Annotated in this window: 14 protein-coding genes; 8 read left to right on the top strand and 6 right to left on the bottom strand. The window is 68.7% G+C overall.

Features of this window, described 5'->3' with window-relative positions; all coding sequences use genetic code 11:
* Positions 1–70: 70 nt before the first annotated feature.
* A complete protein-coding gene (gdhA, locus tag JOE59_RS14425; protein ID WP_239560273.1) occupies positions 71–1,429 on the top strand; it encodes an NADP-specific glutamate dehydrogenase in 1,359 nt (452 codons plus the stop codon).
* Between the two features lie 213 nt (positions 1,430–1,642).
* Here the strand turns inward: gdhA and JOE59_RS14420 are convergent, their stop codons facing one another.
* Positions 1,643–3,151: an MFS transporter gene (locus tag JOE59_RS14420; protein WP_204461498.1), complete on the bottom strand. Its 1,509-nt coding sequence runs from the start codon at positions 3,149–3,151 to the stop codon at positions 1,643–1,645.
* Positions 3,152–3,156: 5 nt separating this feature from the next.
* Positions 3,157–3,654: a MarR family winged helix-turn-helix transcriptional regulator gene (locus JOE59_RS14415; protein WP_204461497.1), complete on the bottom strand. Its 498-nt coding sequence runs from the start codon at positions 3,652–3,654 to the stop codon at positions 3,157–3,159.
* Positions 3,655–3,772: 118 nt separating this feature from the next.
* Between JOE59_RS14415 and JOE59_RS14410 the strand changes: the two genes are divergently transcribed.
* From JOE59_RS14410 to JOE59_RS14390, 5 genes are all read left to right on the top strand, one after another.
* Positions 3,773–4,936: a glycoside hydrolase family 183 protein gene (locus tag JOE59_RS14410; protein ID WP_204461495.1), complete on the top strand. Its 1,164-nt coding sequence runs from the start codon at positions 3,773–3,775 to the stop codon at positions 4,934–4,936.
* Positions 4,937–5,122: 186 nt separating this feature from the next.
* A complete protein-coding gene (locus tag JOE59_RS14405) occupies positions 5,123–6,439 on the top strand; it encodes an ABC transporter substrate-binding protein (protein WP_204461493.1) in 1,317 nt (438 codons plus the stop codon).
* Complete coding sequence (locus tag JOE59_RS14400) at positions 6,432–7,352, top strand: carbohydrate ABC transporter permease (RefSeq protein ID WP_204461491.1); 921 nt, start codon at positions 6,432–6,434, stop codon at positions 7,350–7,352. Before JOE59_RS14405 ends, JOE59_RS14400 begins: the two co-directional genes overlap by 8 nt.
* Positions 7,353–7,369: 17 nt before the next feature.
* A complete protein-coding gene (locus JOE59_RS14395; RefSeq protein ID WP_204461489.1) occupies positions 7,370–8,254 on the top strand; it encodes a carbohydrate ABC transporter permease in 885 nt (294 codons plus the stop codon).
* Positions 8,255–8,259: 5 nt separating this feature from the next.
* On the top strand, positions 8,260–8,973 hold the full coding sequence (locus JOE59_RS14390) for a hypothetical protein (RefSeq protein ID WP_204461487.1): 714 nt from the start codon (positions 8,260–8,262) through the stop codon (positions 8,971–8,973).
* A gap of 9 nt (positions 8,974–8,982) precedes the next feature.
* Here JOE59_RS14390 and JOE59_RS19205 read toward each other — a convergent pair whose 3' ends face one another.
* Together JOE59_RS19205 and JOE59_RS14380 are read right to left on the bottom strand one after the other, a co-directional pair.
* A complete protein-coding gene (locus JOE59_RS19205; RefSeq protein WP_498037909.1) occupies positions 8,983–9,117 on the bottom strand; it encodes a hypothetical protein in 135 nt (44 codons plus the stop codon).
* A gap of 53 nt (positions 9,118–9,170) precedes the next feature.
* Positions 9,171–9,893 carry a TetR/AcrR family transcriptional regulator gene (locus JOE59_RS14380; RefSeq protein ID WP_204461484.1) on the bottom strand — a complete coding sequence of 241 codons (723 nt, stop codon included), beginning with the start codon at positions 9,891–9,893 and terminating at the stop codon, positions 9,171–9,173.
* A gap of 86 nt (positions 9,894–9,979) precedes the next feature.
* Here JOE59_RS14380 and JOE59_RS14375 point away from each other — a divergent pair, with 86 nt between their 5' ends.
* Complete coding sequence (locus tag JOE59_RS14375) at positions 9,980–10,369, top strand: VOC family protein (protein WP_204461483.1); 390 nt, start codon at positions 9,980–9,982, stop codon at positions 10,367–10,369.
* Positions 10,370–10,431: 62 nt separating this feature from the next.
* On the opposite strand, the gene JOE59_RS14370 is transcribed toward JOE59_RS14375, so the two are convergent.
* Positions 10,432–11,574, bottom strand: coding sequence for a glycoside hydrolase family 172 protein (locus JOE59_RS14370; protein WP_204461482.1), 1,143 nt, complete (start codon positions 11,572–11,574; stop codon positions 10,432–10,434).
* Positions 11,575–11,687: 113 nt separating this feature from the next.
* Between JOE59_RS14370 and JOE59_RS14365 the strand changes: the two genes are divergently transcribed.
* The gene (locus tag JOE59_RS14365) at positions 11,688–12,698 is read left to right on the top strand and encodes a LacI family DNA-binding transcriptional regulator (RefSeq protein ID WP_204461481.1); all 1,011 of its coding nucleotides are present in this window, start codon (positions 11,688–11,690) and stop codon (positions 12,696–12,698) included.
* Positions 12,699–12,723: 25 nt separating this feature from the next.
* Here the strand turns inward: JOE59_RS14365 and argS are convergent, their stop codons facing one another.
* Positions 12,724–14,445 carry an arginine--tRNA ligase gene (gene argS / locus JOE59_RS14360; protein ID WP_307837084.1) on the bottom strand — a complete coding sequence of 574 codons (1,722 nt, stop codon included), beginning with the start codon at positions 14,443–14,445 and terminating at the stop codon, positions 12,724–12,726.
* Between the last annotated feature and the right edge of the window lie 119 nt (positions 14,446–14,564).

Genomic DNA, 14,564 nt, shown 5'->3' with positions numbered 1-14,564 from the left:
ACACTGGGTAGTGTGGAATGGCCGCGCGCGACATGCACCACGTGGCATCCGTTCGACAGAAGGGCGCGCGTTGCCGAACCGCAGCACCATCGAAGACATCTACGCCGACACGTTGCGGCGCAACCCCGGCGAGGTGGAGTTCCACCAGGCCGTGCGCGAGGTCTTCGACTCGCTCGGGCGGGTGCTCGACAAGAACCCGCAGTACGTGCAGGCGTCGATCCTCGAGCGCATCTGCGAGCCCGAGCGGCAGATCATCTTCCGCGTGCCGTGGGTCGACGACGCCGGCCAGGTGCGCATCAACCGCGGATTCCGCGTGCAGTTCAACTCGGCGCTCGGCCCGTACAAGGGCGGGCTGCGCTTCCACCCGTCGGTGCTGCTCGGCACCGTGAAGTTCCTCGGCTTCGAGCAGGTCTTCAAGAACGCGCTCACCGGCATGCCCATCGGCGGCGGCAAGGGCGGCAGCGACTTCGACCCCAAGGGCCGGTCCGACGGCGAGATCATGCGCTTCTGTCAGTCCTTCATGACCGAGGCCTACCGTCACATCGGCGAGTACACGGATGTCCCTGCCGGCGACATCGGCGTCGGTGCACGTGAGATCGGCTACCTCTTCGGCCAGTACAAGCGCATCACCAACCGCTACGAGTCGGGCGTGCTCACCGGCAAGGGCGTGACCTGGGGCGGCTCGCTCGTGCGCACCGAGGCAACGGGCTACGGCGCCGTGTTCTTCACCGAGCACCTGCTCGCGACGAAGGGCCGCTCGTTCGACGGCGCCCGCGTGCTCGTCTCGGGCTCGGGCAACGTCGCCGTCTACGCGATCGAGAAGGTGCACGCCCTCGGCGGCATCGTCGTCGGCGCCTCCGACTCCTCGGGCGCGATCCACGACCCCGACGGCATCGACCTCGCGCTGCTGCGCGACATCAAGGAGCGGCGCCGCGAGCGCATCTCGGTCTACGCCGATGAGCGCCGTGGCCGGGCGAAGTTCCTGCCGGGTGCATCCGTCTGGGACATCGAGAGCGCCGAGCGCATCGACGTCGCCCTGCCCTGCGCGACGCAGAACGAGCTCTCCGAGGCGCAGGCCGTGAAGCTCGTCGCCTCGGGCGTCGTCGCGGTCGCCGAGGGCGCGAACATGCCCACGACGCCGGGCGCGATCCGCGTGCTGCGCGAGGCCGGCGTGCTCTTCGGGCCGGGCAAGGCTGCGAACGCCGGCGGCGTGGCGACCTCAGCGCTCGAGATGCAGCAGAACGCCTCGCGCGACTCGTGGGGCTTCGAGCACACCGAGGAGCGACTGTCCGAGATCATGGCGGGCATCCACGAGCGCACCGCCGCGACCGCCGACGAGTACGGCGTGCCGGGCGACTACGTGGTCGGCGCGAACATCGCCGGATTCACGCGCGTCGCCGACGCGATGCTCGCCCTCGGCGTCATCTGACCCGTCGCGCTCGCGCGACGCTCGCGCCGCGCTCTTGCACCGCGCGCTGCCCTCGCGCCCCGCCCGCACCCTCTCGCGCTCACCCTCCTGCATCGAGAGGACGCATGTTGTCGGTTCGCGGCCGCGGGTACCGACAACACGCGTCATCTCGACGGCACCCCGCGTGGAGTGGCGCCCGGGAGCGGGAGCGGGGGAGCAGCGCCGGGATCGGGGCTAGGTGCGCGGCTTCGGCAGGCGGATCGGCGAGGTGAGCGCCACCTCTTCGGAGAAGTCGGCGGGCACGAGCCGGTCGTTCGGCACACGCGGAACGAGCTCGCGCTCGCGCTCCGACGCGCGCTCACGGTCGCGGTCGATCCTGCGCTCGCGCTCGGCGTCGCGATCCCGGCCGAACTCCCGCTCGATCTCGCGCTCGAGCTGATCGACCCCGATGGTCGGCACGGCCTGCGTGGTCACGGCCGCGATGGCCGCGGTCGGGGCATCCGAGAATTGCACCGTCGGGCGCCATGCGTACCGCGGATGCCGCGCCAGCCGCATTCCCCGTGACATGACGAGCCAGCCGAGGCCGATGAGCGCCGCGACCATCGCGGCGACGGCCGCGAGCCCGAGCGCCCAGCGCGGACCCATGCCGTCGGCGACGGCGCCGACGATCGGGGCGCCGATGGGGGTGCCGCCCGCGAGGATCGCCATGTACAGCGCCATCACCCGGCCGCGCAGCTCGGGCTCGGTCGTGGTCTGCACGTAGCCGTTCGCCGTCGTGAGGATCGTCACCGCGCCGAGCCCGATGAGGATCGTCGAGGCGGCGAAGGTCCAGTACGTCGGCATGAGGGCGGCGGTGAGCGTCGCGAAGCCCAGGAACGCGCAGGCGAGGATGACCACGCGGATGCGCGCCCGCTCGCGTCGCGCGGCGAGGAGCGCCCCGGTCAGCGAGCCGATCGCGAGGATCGACGAGAGGAGCCCGTACTCGCCGGCGCCGCGGCCGAACTCGACGGCCATCGTCGACGAGAAGATCGGGAAGTTCATGCCGAACGCGCCGATGAGGAACACCATGACGAAGACGACGACGAGGTCGGGCCGGCCCGCGACGTAGCGGAAGCCGGCGACGAACTGGCCCTTGGCGCGGGGCGCACGTGGAGAGCGCTTCAGCTGCCTGCCCTTCAGCATCGCGAGCGCGCCGAGCACCGCGAGGAAGGTGAAGGCGTTGATGATGAAGACCCAGCCCGAGCCGACCAGCACGATGAGGAAGCCCGCGACGGCGGGGCCGATCATGCGAGCGGTGTTGAACGACGCCGAGTTCAGGGCGACCGCGTTCGACATGTCGGAGTTCGAGACGAGGTCGGAGACGAACGTCTGGCGCGCGGGGTTGTCGATCGCATTCACGAGACCGAGGGCGAGCGCGAAGAGGTAGAGGTGCCAGAGTTCGGCGTGGCCGAAGACGAGCAGGAGGCCGAGCGCGAGCCCGAGCAGCATGAGCAGGGTCTGCGTGACCATGAGGATCTTGCGGCGGTCGAAGCGATCGGCGATGAGGCCGGTGATCGGCACGAGCAGCAGCTGCGGCGCGAACTGCAGGGCCATGGTGATGCCGACGGCGAAGGCGTCGTTGTCGGTGAGTTCGGTGAGCACCACCCAGTTCTGGGCGGTGGCCTGCATCCAGGCGCCGACGTTCGAGACGAGGGCGCCGATGAACCAGATTCGATAGTTGCGGTGGGCGAGGGATCTGAACATTGCACTCACTGGTCGGTGAGCCTCCTGAGGATGGTCGTGGCCTCGGCGAGCGTCTCGCGTTCGGCGGGGGTGAGTGCGGCGAAGCGCTTGGCGAGCCAGGCGTCGCGGCGTCGGCGGGTCTCGAGCACGATCGTCTCGCCTGCCTCGGTGGCGGAGACGATGACCTTGCGCCCGTCATCGGGCGACGCGGTACGGGTGGCGTAGCCCGCGTCGACGAGGCAGTTCACCGTGCGGTTCATCGACGGCGCGGTGACCCGCTCGAGCTCGGCGAGCCGGCCGATGGTGAGCGGGCCCTCGGTCGAGATCCAGCCGAGGGTCGAGAACTGCGAGCCGCTGAGCTCGGTCTCGGTGCGCTCCTGCCTGAGCCGGCGGGAGAGGCGCATGATCGCGATGCGCAGTTCGGTGCTCTGCTCGGCGAGGGTTCGGCGACGTGCGGCCGGTGCTCGGGTCGGCGCTGCAGGCGTCGAACGAGCGGCAGGAGCAGGGCGCGCGACATCCGTCATATTGCTTAGTGTAACAAATTAGCCTTGCTAATGATTCCACGCGATCGACCTCAATGCTGAAATCGGTTTCAAAATCCCGGCCGTCGACGTATCGTGTCGGTGACGATCGAGGAGGATCATGCGCCATGCCAGCAGCACTCGTGTTCCGTGGAGCCTTGCGCTCGGGGCATCCGTCGCCCTTGTGCTCGGAGCCTGCGTCCAGGGCGGTGGGGGAGGCGGGCCGGTGAGCGTCGACCCCGACCCCGACAAGCCCTTCGTGCTCGAAGGCGTGGGCAACCTGACCGAGATCGCGAAGCTCACCGGGCCCGACGCCATCAACGACACCGAATCGGCGGCCGTGGCGGGCACCGACCTCGGCTCGATGGTCAACCTGGGCGACAAGACCTTCCTGCTCTTCGGGGACACGTTCGGCGACCGCGCCCCCGACGCCTACGGCGGGCAGGGCGGCAACTGGCGCTCGAACGTCTCCGCGTGGACCACCGACGACGACCCGAGCGACGGCCTGACATTCGACGGCTGGACGCCTGAAGACCTCGGGTGGGCCGCCGCGCTCGTCGAAGGCGACCACGATGCGAACGACGGCGCGGGCGAGGTGACGAAGATCCCGACGTACGGCTTCGCGATCGGCGACACCCTCTACCTCTCGTACATGTCGGTGAAGTTCTGGGGCGAGCCGGGCGCGTGGGACGCGAACTACACCGGCCTGGCGAAGTCGACCGACGAGGGCGCGAGTTGGACGACGCTCGACGCGCCGCGCTGGCCCGGCGACTCGAACTTCGTCCAGGTGGCGGCGGCGAACGTCGAGGAGGACGGCACCGAGTACGTCTACTTCTGGTCGATTCCGGCCGGACGGTTCGGGGGAGTGCAGCTCATGCGGGTGCCGGCGACGGTCGAAGCGGTCGAGGATGCCTCGGCGTACACGTACTTCACGGGCACGTCCGGGGACGGCGCACCCGAGTGGAGCAGCGACATGGCCGCCGCGACGACGATCGTCGATGGCACGATCGGCGAGCTGTCGGTCATGTGGTCGGGCTACCTCGACCGGTGGCTCATGACCTACTCCGACGGCGGCAACGCCTACATGCGCGAGGGCATCACACCGTGGGGGCCGTGGGGCGAGCCGATCGAGATGGTCTCGGCCGTGGACTACCCGGGCCTCTATTCGCCGTACATGAATCCGCGATACGTCGGCGAGGGTGGCAGGCGGGTCTACTTCACGCTGTCGCTCTGGGGTCCGTACAACGTCTTCTGGTTCTCGGTCGACCTGGAGCGCGCGGAGTGATGGACGACATCCTCGCGCGCGACATCGCGACCCTTGCGCATGAAATCGATTTCGCGTACGCTGACGCCGAGACGAGATCAGAGGCGATCCGCAGCGGCGGTGCGCCGGTCTGATCGAACCGGACCGGGCTCCCTGACCGGCCACAGCACCGACTCACCGATGAGTCGAGTTCCTGAGGAGGGACGAATGCACAAGAGAGTGAAAGGCCTGGCGAAAGCGGCCGCGGTCATCGCCGCAGCGAGCATGATGATGGCGGGGTGCACCGCCGGCGGTGGCGGCGGCACTGGGGCGGAGGGCAGCCCCGACAGCGGTGAGTTGAGCTTCGTCTACATGGGCGATGCCGACCAGCAGAAGGCGTTCAACGCGCTCTTCGCCGAGTTCAACAAGGAGTACCCCGACATCAAGCTCAAGGCCGTCGGCATCCCGAGCGGCAACTGGGCGACCTTCTCGACCACCGTCGCGACGCGGCTCGCGGGTGGGCAGAAGATCGACATCATCCAGGTGGCCACCGAGGGTCAGCGGCTCTTCGCGTCGAAGGGGATCCTCACCGATCTCGCCCCGTACATCGAACAGGACCAGGACGTCGTCGACGACTACTGGAGCGACATCAGCCCGAACCTGCAGAAGTTCAACGAGGAGTTCGCCTCGGGCCCGGATGGTGAGACGGTGTTCATCCCCGGCGGGTTCAACACGATGGCGATGTACCTGAACACGTCGGTCTTCGACAAGGCCGGCGTCCCCATCCCGGAGGACGGCAACTGGACCTGGGACGAGTTCGTCGCCGCAGGCAAGCAGATCAAGGAGAAGACCGGCGCCTACCTCACCGGCGCGGGATCGGGCTACTTCGTCGACGTCATGCCGTGGCTGACGACGAACGGCGCGAGCACGTTCAACGAGGACTGGACGAAGCCCACCTACAACACCGGCGAAGCCGTCGAGTCGGCCGAGTTCGCTCGGAGCCTCGTCGAGATGGGATTGGCGCCCAAGCCGGGCGGGCAGTTCGACGGGAACACCGCGTTCAAGCAGGACAAGCTCGCCACGCTCAACGGCGGCCGCTGGCCGGTGCTCGGAATCCGAGACATGGACATGGTCGACAAGACGGTCGTCGTCAACTGGCCGACGCAGACCACGAACGGATCGCCGGTGGGCTGGGACGCGTGGAACATCACCAAGAACAGCGAGAACAAGCAGGCCGCGTGGACCTTCATCAAGTTCCTGATGTCGAGCGAGGCGGGCGAGTACTTCGCTGAGATCGGCGGCACGATCGTACCCGCGCGCGAATCGGTCGCGAACTCCCCGGCGTTCACCGACAACGCTCCCGAAGGAACGGTGCGGCTGAGTGAAGCGATGTCGTTCGCAACTCCCATCCCGTCGATCGATCAGGGTGCCGAATCCCAGAAGGTCATCGAAGAGGCCTGGGCGACGATCATCGCAGGACAGGGCGAGGCGCAGAAGACCCTGGATGCGGCGCAGGCCGAGCTGGAGTCCCTGGTCGGTGAGTAACGACACCATCGAGGCGCGGCGTCCTGGAGCCCTGCTCCAGCGACGCCGCGCCGAGGCCGCCGGCTGGATGTTCGTCAGTCCTGCCGTCCTCCTCTTCCTGGTCTTCGTGGCAGGACCGTTCGTCTTCGCGATCGTGCTCGCGTTCCTGAAGTGGGACCTGCTGACGCAGCCGGAGTTCGTCGGAATGGCGAACTTCGAACGGCTGTTCTCCGACCCGGAGCTTCCGGGAGTGCTGTGGAACACGTTCGTGTTCGCGTTCGCGTCCATCGTGACCCACCTGCTGTTCGGGCTGCTGCTCGCCCTGGCGGTGAACAGTCTCATCAGCCGGGTGGTCGGCTATTTCGCACGAGTCGCGATCTTCTTCCCGTTCCTCATCTCGTGGGCGGCGGTGTCGCTGCTCTGGAAGTACGTGCTCGATCCCACGTTCGGGTACGTCGGGCAGTACGCCGCCATGGTGGGCATCGAGCTGCCCAACTTCCTCGCCGACCCCGCATGGGCGCTTCCGGCGATCATCTTCATCGACCTGTGGCACACGCTCGGATTCACGTTCATCATCATGCTCGCGGGCCTCCAGACCGTTCCGTCGGAGCTGATCGAGGCGGCACGCACTGACGGCGCCAGCTCGTGGCAGATCTTCTGGACCGTCACGCTGCCGCTGATGTCGCCGACGATGTTCTTCGCGACCATCATCACGTTCATCGGTGCGTTCCAGATCTTCGATCCGATCCAGATCATCACCAAGGGCGGGCCGCAGGGATCGACCACGACGATCATCATGTACCTCTTCGAGAAGGGCTTCCAGGCCTTCGACATGGGCTATGCCGCCGCGGTCGCTCTCCTGGTGTTCGTCATCGTCATGGGAGTCACGCTCCTGCAGTTCCTCGGCCGGAGAAGGTGGGTGCACGAGTCATGAAGGTGCTTCCTCAGCCCATGACGACGGGAACCGGCGACGTCCTCGTCGCACTGGAGAGATCTGGCCGGCGCAAGGCGCGGAGGCGGAGCCCTGGCGGGATCGTCGTCGACGTCGTCCTCGTCGTATTCGGTGTGCTGATGGTCTCGCCCTTGGTCTGGCTGATCGTGCAGAGCCTGACCCAGCCGGAGTTCGCGTTCGCGAGTCCGCCGAGCTGGATACCAGTGCCGTTCACGCTGCAGAACTTCGTCGACGTCTTCGAGTACATGCCGTTCTTCCAGCAGTTCGGCAACTCGCTGCTGCTCGCCGTCATCTCCACGGCCGGTGCGCTGCTGTTCTCCGTCTTCGCCGCCTACGCCTTCGCCCGCATCGATTTCCGTGGCAGCCGCATCCTGATGGTGGTCATGCTGTCGGCCCTGATGGTGCCGGCGCAGTTGGTGATCATCCCGATCTTCATCATGATGCGCCAGGTCGGCCTGGTCGACACGCTCGCGTCGCTCTGGCTGCCGGCGCTCATCAACGTGTTCCAGATCTTCTTCCTCACGCAGTACTTCAAGACGATCCCGCGTGAACTCGACGAAGCAGCACGGATCGATGGGGCCGGCCACTTCTGGATCCTGTTCAGGATGTTGATTCCGCTGTCCGGCCCGGCGATCGCCGCACTCGCGATCCTCGGCTTCGAGGCCTCCTGGAACGGCTACTTCGGGCCGCTCATCTTCCTGTCGAGTCCTGAGAACATGACGCTGCCGTTGGGCCTGGTGACGCTGCAGAACGGGTTCGGTGCGGCTCCGGCCGTCGTCGTGTTCGCCGCGATCACCATGGTGGTGCTCCCGCTCCTGGTCGTGTTCCTGGCCTTCCAGCGGCAGATCGTCGAATCGGTCGCATCGACGGGCCTGAAGGGATGACGTCGATGCGCGCGGAACCGTCGCCCGCGGACCCGGTGCTGCAGCGGCTCCCCGCCGCGACCTGGCGGTCCTCGCCCGCGCTCGTCGTGGCGGGCGTGGTGCCTCTGCTGGCCTACGTGCTGGCGGGATGGGTGCTCGGGCCGGCAGCGCCCGCGGCGTGGGTCCTGGTGGGCCTGCTCAGCGCCCCGGCCGTGCTGTGGGCCGTCGATCGACTTCATGGTGAACTCTTCGACCTCGAAGACACGCGTCCCGGCCTGACGCGTCGCCTCGTGGTCGTCGGAGTCTTCATCTCGATTCCATGCCTGCTCGCCGCGTGGAGCACGTTCGCCGCCGCAGTGGCGGCATCGTCAGGTTCGGTGTTCTTCCAGGTGCTTGCGGTCGCGGGCACGGCGCTGACGGTGGTCAGCGTGCTCATCGCGGTGGTCGCCGTGCCGATCGGCACAGTGCGGGCCGACGTGACCGTGAGGACGATCGCGCTCGCGTCGTTCCTCGCGGGGGCGCGGCGACCGCTCGGCCCGATCGCCGCCGTCGCGACGGCCGCGGCCGTCGCCTGGCTCGGATTCACCTGGTTCGGCGGGTTGCTCGTGTTCGTCGTTCCGGTGCTCGTGGTGTTCGCAATCGGTGGTGCGTGGCCGACGGCGACCGCGTTCGGGATCTCGTTGCCGCCCCTCGCGCCCACGCGCTCTGCGGCTGCCCGTGCCCGGCCCGGCGAGGCGTGACGGCGAACCTCAGTCCCGCGGCGCGCGCGGCGGCATGGTCGGCCAGTACGAGTTGAATCCGCCGTGCGGGTTCGCGGCGATCGTCTGCGAGTTCACCTGCGCGAACACGCCCCAGCCGTTGCAGAAGAAGTCGTCGTACGGCACTTCGACCGCGGGCTCGCAGAGGGCGAGTTCGAGCTCGAGGCGGCGGTGCGAGACTAACCGCCGATCGCGTCGCCCAGTCCGGCGATGACCCGGTCCAGCCCGTACTCCCATGCCCTCTCGGCATCGTGCGGGCCGCCCATCGCCTCCCCGGCCGCGCGACCGACCCGTTGCGCGAGTGCGAAGTCGTCGCCCACGTAGCGGGCAAGGCTCGCGACCGACTCCTCCCAGAGCTCGCCGAACTCGCCGGTCGCGGGACGCGTCACGATTCTCGAGGCCGACGACCGCACGAAGTCGAGCACGAACGTCAGCGCCGCATCGCGTTGGATGTCGCCGATCGACGTGCCGTCGAAGGCGCGCAGCTCGTGGTCGTACTTCGCGATCGTCCCGGGGCCGAGGGCGGTGCGCGGGTCGTCGACGTCGAGCAACCAGGGGTGAGCGCGCAGGAGCGCGAGGTTGTCGTCGGCGACCCGGCGCACCCGGGTGCGCCACGCCGCCCGCCCGAACGGCGTCGACGTCATGCGCGCGCACGCGTGGTCGGCCATCAGCACGAGCAGGTCGTCGCGGCTGTTGACGTGGGTGTACACCGACATCGCCGTCATCTCGAGCGACTGCGCGAGCGCGCGCACGGTGACGGCGGTGATGCCGCCCTCGTCGGCGAGGGCGATCGCGCGTGCCACGACGTCGCCGGTCGAGTAGCGCGCCCGGGGGCCACGGCTGCCGCCCGCCGGCGCACTCGGGCTGTCGCGCCACAACAGGTCGACCAAGGGTCGGGGCATCGCGGGGCCTTCCTCGGAATATTCCATAACATTGTACGTTGTAGACTGTGCTGTACGTCGTACAGGGTTTACTGACAGGAGACTCGATGAACATCACCCAGACCGCTCTCTCGCTGAACGTCGCCGACGTCGACGCCTCGGCGGGCTTCGCCGAGACCTTCTTCGGTTACGAGGCGGCCATGGCGGCCGACGGGTTCGTGTCGCTTCGGCATCCCGACTCGAACACGAACCTGATCTTCCTGGCCACGGGCCTGTCCACCTTCAAGCCGAGCGAGATCGCGGGCTCAGCGGGGCAGGGGCTGCTGCTCGTCTTCGTCGTCGACGACCTCGACGGCGAGTTCGCGCGCATCGAGGCGGCCGGCGCCCGAGTCGTGACACCTCCGGAGACCGAGCCATGGGGCGAGCGCTTCTGCCAGTTCGCGGATCCGAACGGGCTCATCTGGCAGCTCGTGCAGTGGGTCGACCAGCCCGCTTGAGCGGTGAGGGGGTGGCGCGCTCCGCGCCGCGCCCCCTCGCCTGCGGGCCTACTCCGCCACGCTCACTCCTGCGGCGCCCGCGGCGGCATGGCCCCGATGTCGGGCACCGGTGCGGTGCCGAGGTGCACCTCCATATCGTCGGCGGTCGGCGACTTCGGGCGCCGTGCGGTGGGGCGGTCGAGGTAGAACAGCGCGGTCGACGCGATGTCGTCGCGGAGCGGGAGGTAGCGCCATCCGCTGCGCCAGCCGAGCGCCTGGATGTCGACCTTCGGGATGCCGGTCGTAAAGAAGATCGGGTCGAGCAGGTGCCAGCGGTACATGCCGAAGCGCTGCTGGCTGACGTAGAGGCCGTCGGGGCGGATCACCTGCGGCATGCCGAGGTACGGGGTCGAGAACTCGGTGTAGCCCTGGCCCGGGATGTCGAAGTTCCAAGCGCCGCCGAAGTAGTCCTCGGTGCCGGTGCCGCAGATCGTCGGGTAGTCGGTGTCGTCGTCGAGGTAGAACTTGATCTCGCCCTCGCCCCACCATCCGTTGGAGTTCACGCCCCACGCGAGGTACGTGCCGACGTACTGGCCCTGCCCCTCGATGCCCTCGAGGATCGTGTGCGGCACGAGCTCCTCGAGCGGGTTGGATCGGCGCCATTGCGCGTGGAAATAACCGTCGGCCGAGTAGTCGCCGCCGATCTCGTAGGTCACCTGGTAGTACACGCGCACGTCGACGACGGAGGTGTTCTCGATCGTGAGCCGGGCGCCGGCCTTGAACGGCATCGGCCAGTACGAGTTGAATCCGCCGTGCGGGTTCGCGGCGATCGCCTGCGAGTTCACCTGCGCGAACACGCCCCAGCCGTTGCAGAAGAAGTCGCCGTACGGCACTTCGACCGCGGGCTCCTCCTCGCCGTCCCAGTAGGCGCGCAGCACGAGCGTGCGCCAGTTGTCGGTGTGGGTCGTGATCCAGATGTGCGTGATCCTGCCCGGGCCGTCGATCGTCGCGAGGTCGAGGGTCTCGCCCGCCTTGATGTCGACGCTCGGCGAGATCTTCCAGCCTGGGCCGAGGTCGCGGGCAGCGGATGCCCCGGTGCCCTCGGTCGCTCGGCCGCCGCCGCCGACCGCACCGTCGAAGTTCTCGGGCGAGATCGAGCGCGTCTGCAGGCGCCGGAGCGCCGAGATCGACGAGAGGTCGGGACTCTGGGGGTGAGGGGCGTTCACGATCGGCCACTTCCTCGTGTCGGCGCGGCACGTGCTGCGCTGCTGGAATCGATTTCAACACTGTAAGGTTGCCTCACCGGCATGTCAACGCGAGCCGGCGCAGGGCAGGGCGCATGGCGACGATCTACGAGGTGGCGAAACTCGCCGGGGTGTCCCCGGCGACGGTCTCGCGCGTCTTCAACGGGGTGGCGGTCTCCGACGAGAAGTCGGCCGCGGTTCGAGACGCCGCGAAGCAGTTGAGGTTCACCCCCAACCGCACCGCCCGCACCCTGCGCAAGCAGGAGTCCGAGGTCATCGCGCTCGTCATCCCCGACATCGAGAATCCGTACTTCACCGAACTCGCCCGCGGGGTCGAAGACGTCGCGCAGAAGGCCGGGTACTCCGTCGTGCTCTGCAACACCGACTCCCAGCTCGACAAGGAGGCGACCTACCTCCAGATCGCGATCTCCGAGCACATGGCGGGGGTGATCCTCGCCGCGGCATCCGACCAGACCAATCTCGACGACATCCGCGCGGCCGGTCGACCGGTCGTCGCCGTCGACCGCGGTACCGGCTACGACATCGACGGCGTGATCATGGCCAATCGCACGGCGGGCCAGGCGGCGACCGAGCACCTCGTGCAGGCCGGGTATCGGCGCATCGCGTGCATCACCGGCCCGCAGCACATCGAGACGGCCGCCGAGCGAGCGCAGGGCTGGCGCGCGGTCATGACGCGGCTGCTCCCCGACGTCGATGCCGACGAGTTGCTGCGGTACTCGACCTTCCGCGTCGACGGTGGCCGGGAGTCGATGGAGGCGCTGCTCGCCCTGCCCGAGCCGCCCGACGCCGTCGTCGCGGCCAACAACCTGCTCGGCGTCGGCGCGATCCAGGTGCTGACCGAGCACGGTCTCACCCCGCCGAAGCTCGGGGTCGCGGTCGTCGGCTCGCTGCCCTTCACGACCCTCTCCCCGAGCGCGGTCACCGTCGTCAAGCTGCCTGCGCGGCACATGGGCGTGACCGCGGCCAAGATGCTGCTCGAGCGCATCGCGGGCGACGACCAGCAGGCGCGCACGGTCGTGCTGCGCGGCGAGGTGCAGCCGGCGGGGCCGGCCGGCGAAGCGGCGGGTTCCACCACCTCGAAGTGACGGCGCCGGGCTCGGCGGATCCCGGTCACATTCGGAGCGGCGCGCTGATGCCCAGCAGGTCGAGACCTCGCACCAGCACGGCTTCGGTCCGGCGGCAGAGGCGAAGCCGCGCGTCGCGGTCGGCCGGTTCGGCACGGAGGATCGGGACGGCGTCGTAGAACGCCGCGAATCGCTTCGCGACCTGGTAGAGCAGCGCGCACAGGCGGTGGGGTTCGAAGGACTCGCCCGCGGCTCGGGCGGTGGCGTCGAACTCGAGGAGCAGCAGCGCCAGCTCCCGTGCTTCGGGAGTGTCGAGGGCGATCGGCGCGTTCGGATCGTGCCCCTTCGCCCCGGGGTGCGAGAAGACGGAGCGGACCCGGGTCACCGCGTACTGCAGGTAGGGTCCGGTGTTTCCGACCGGGGCGAGCATCCGGTCGAGATCGAACATGTAGCCGGTGTCGTGCGGCACCGACAGGTCGGCGTACTTGATCGCGCCGATCGCGACCGCGCGGGCCGCACGTCCGCGTTCGTCGTCGTCCTCGATCGCGTGCTCTCGATCCGTGGCCGTCGCAGCTCGTCGGTACGCCTCGTCGATCAGACCGGCCAGGGTGGCGCCGTCTCCACTCCGGGTGCGGAGCAGCTTGTTGTCGGCGCCCACGACGTTGCCGATCTTCACGTGCACGGTCTCGGTCGTCGGCGGGAGCCATCCGGCTTCCCGGGCGACGGCCCAGACCATCTCCAGATGCGTCGCCTGCGGCTCGCCGATCACGTAGACCGCCTGATCGGCCCGCAGCACGAGTGCGCGGTGGCGGATGGTCGCCAGGTCGGTCGTGGCGTAGCCGTACCCGCCATCGCGCTTCCGGATGATGAGCGGGGCCGGGGTGCCGTCGCGCCCGGTGAATCCCTCGGGGAAGGCGCACAGGGCGCCGTCGCTCACGCGGGCGAGGCCGAGCGCTTCGAGTTCGGCGCAGATGCCCGCGAGTTCGTCGTTGTAGGAGCTCTCGCCGGCCAGGTGCTCGTCGGTCAGCGACACGTCGAGGCTGCCGTAGACCCTCCGGAAGTAGGCCTTCGACGCGTCGACGAGCTCTGCCCAGCGCTCGAGCGTGGCGGCATCACCGGCCTGGAGGAGCACCACGCGCCGACGAGCGCGATCGGCGAACTCGGGTGAGGCGTCGAACTTCGCGCGCGCCGCCCGATAGAACGCATTGGGGTCGTCGGCCATCCGATCGAGGTCCGCCGGCCCGAGCCCGAGGTCGAGCGAGTGCTCGATGAGCATGCCGAACGGGGTGCCCCAGTCGCCGATGTGGTTCTGGCGGATGACGGTGTGCCCGCTCCACTCCAGCATCCGCGCCAGGGCGTCGCCGACGACGGTCGTTCGAAGATGGCCGACGTGCATCTCCTTGGCCACGTTCGGCGAGGAGTAGTCGATCACGATGCGTCGACCCGTGGCGTCGTGCCGCTCCGGAACCGAGAGCGAGGAGAGCCGCTCCGCGATCCAGTCGGTGGAGAGCTCGAGGTTCACGTAGCCGGGCCCGGTCACCTCGGCGCGCGCGATCGGGCCGTCGACCGGGATCCGCTCGACGATCTGCTGTGCGAGGTCGCGCGGGCGCAGGCCGTGCGCGGGTCCGAGCGACAGGGCGGCATTGCTCTGCAGGTCCGCGAAGCGCGACTCCCGGATCACCGGGTCGACGCCTGCGGGCTCGACGCCGAGCACTTCGGCGATCGCGTGCGCTGCGACGGACGCCACGGCAGCTATCGGGCTCTCCACGCGTGGAGTGTATCGAACGCCGCGTCCGGGGTCTCCTCGGATCCCCACGTCGATTGCATCGTTTCGATTGATCATGAAATCGATTTCGCATAGAGTGGCCGTCGACGACGTCGCGGACT

Origin of the sequence: Agromyces cerinus (genome assembly GCF_016907835.1) — a bacterium.
In the GTDB taxonomy this organism is placed as follows: domain Bacteria; phylum Actinomycetota; class Actinomycetes; order Actinomycetales; family Microbacteriaceae; genus Agromyces; species Agromyces nitratus.
Note: the sequence above shows the minus strand (reverse complement) of the source record. Positions and strands in the feature narration are given on the sequence as shown.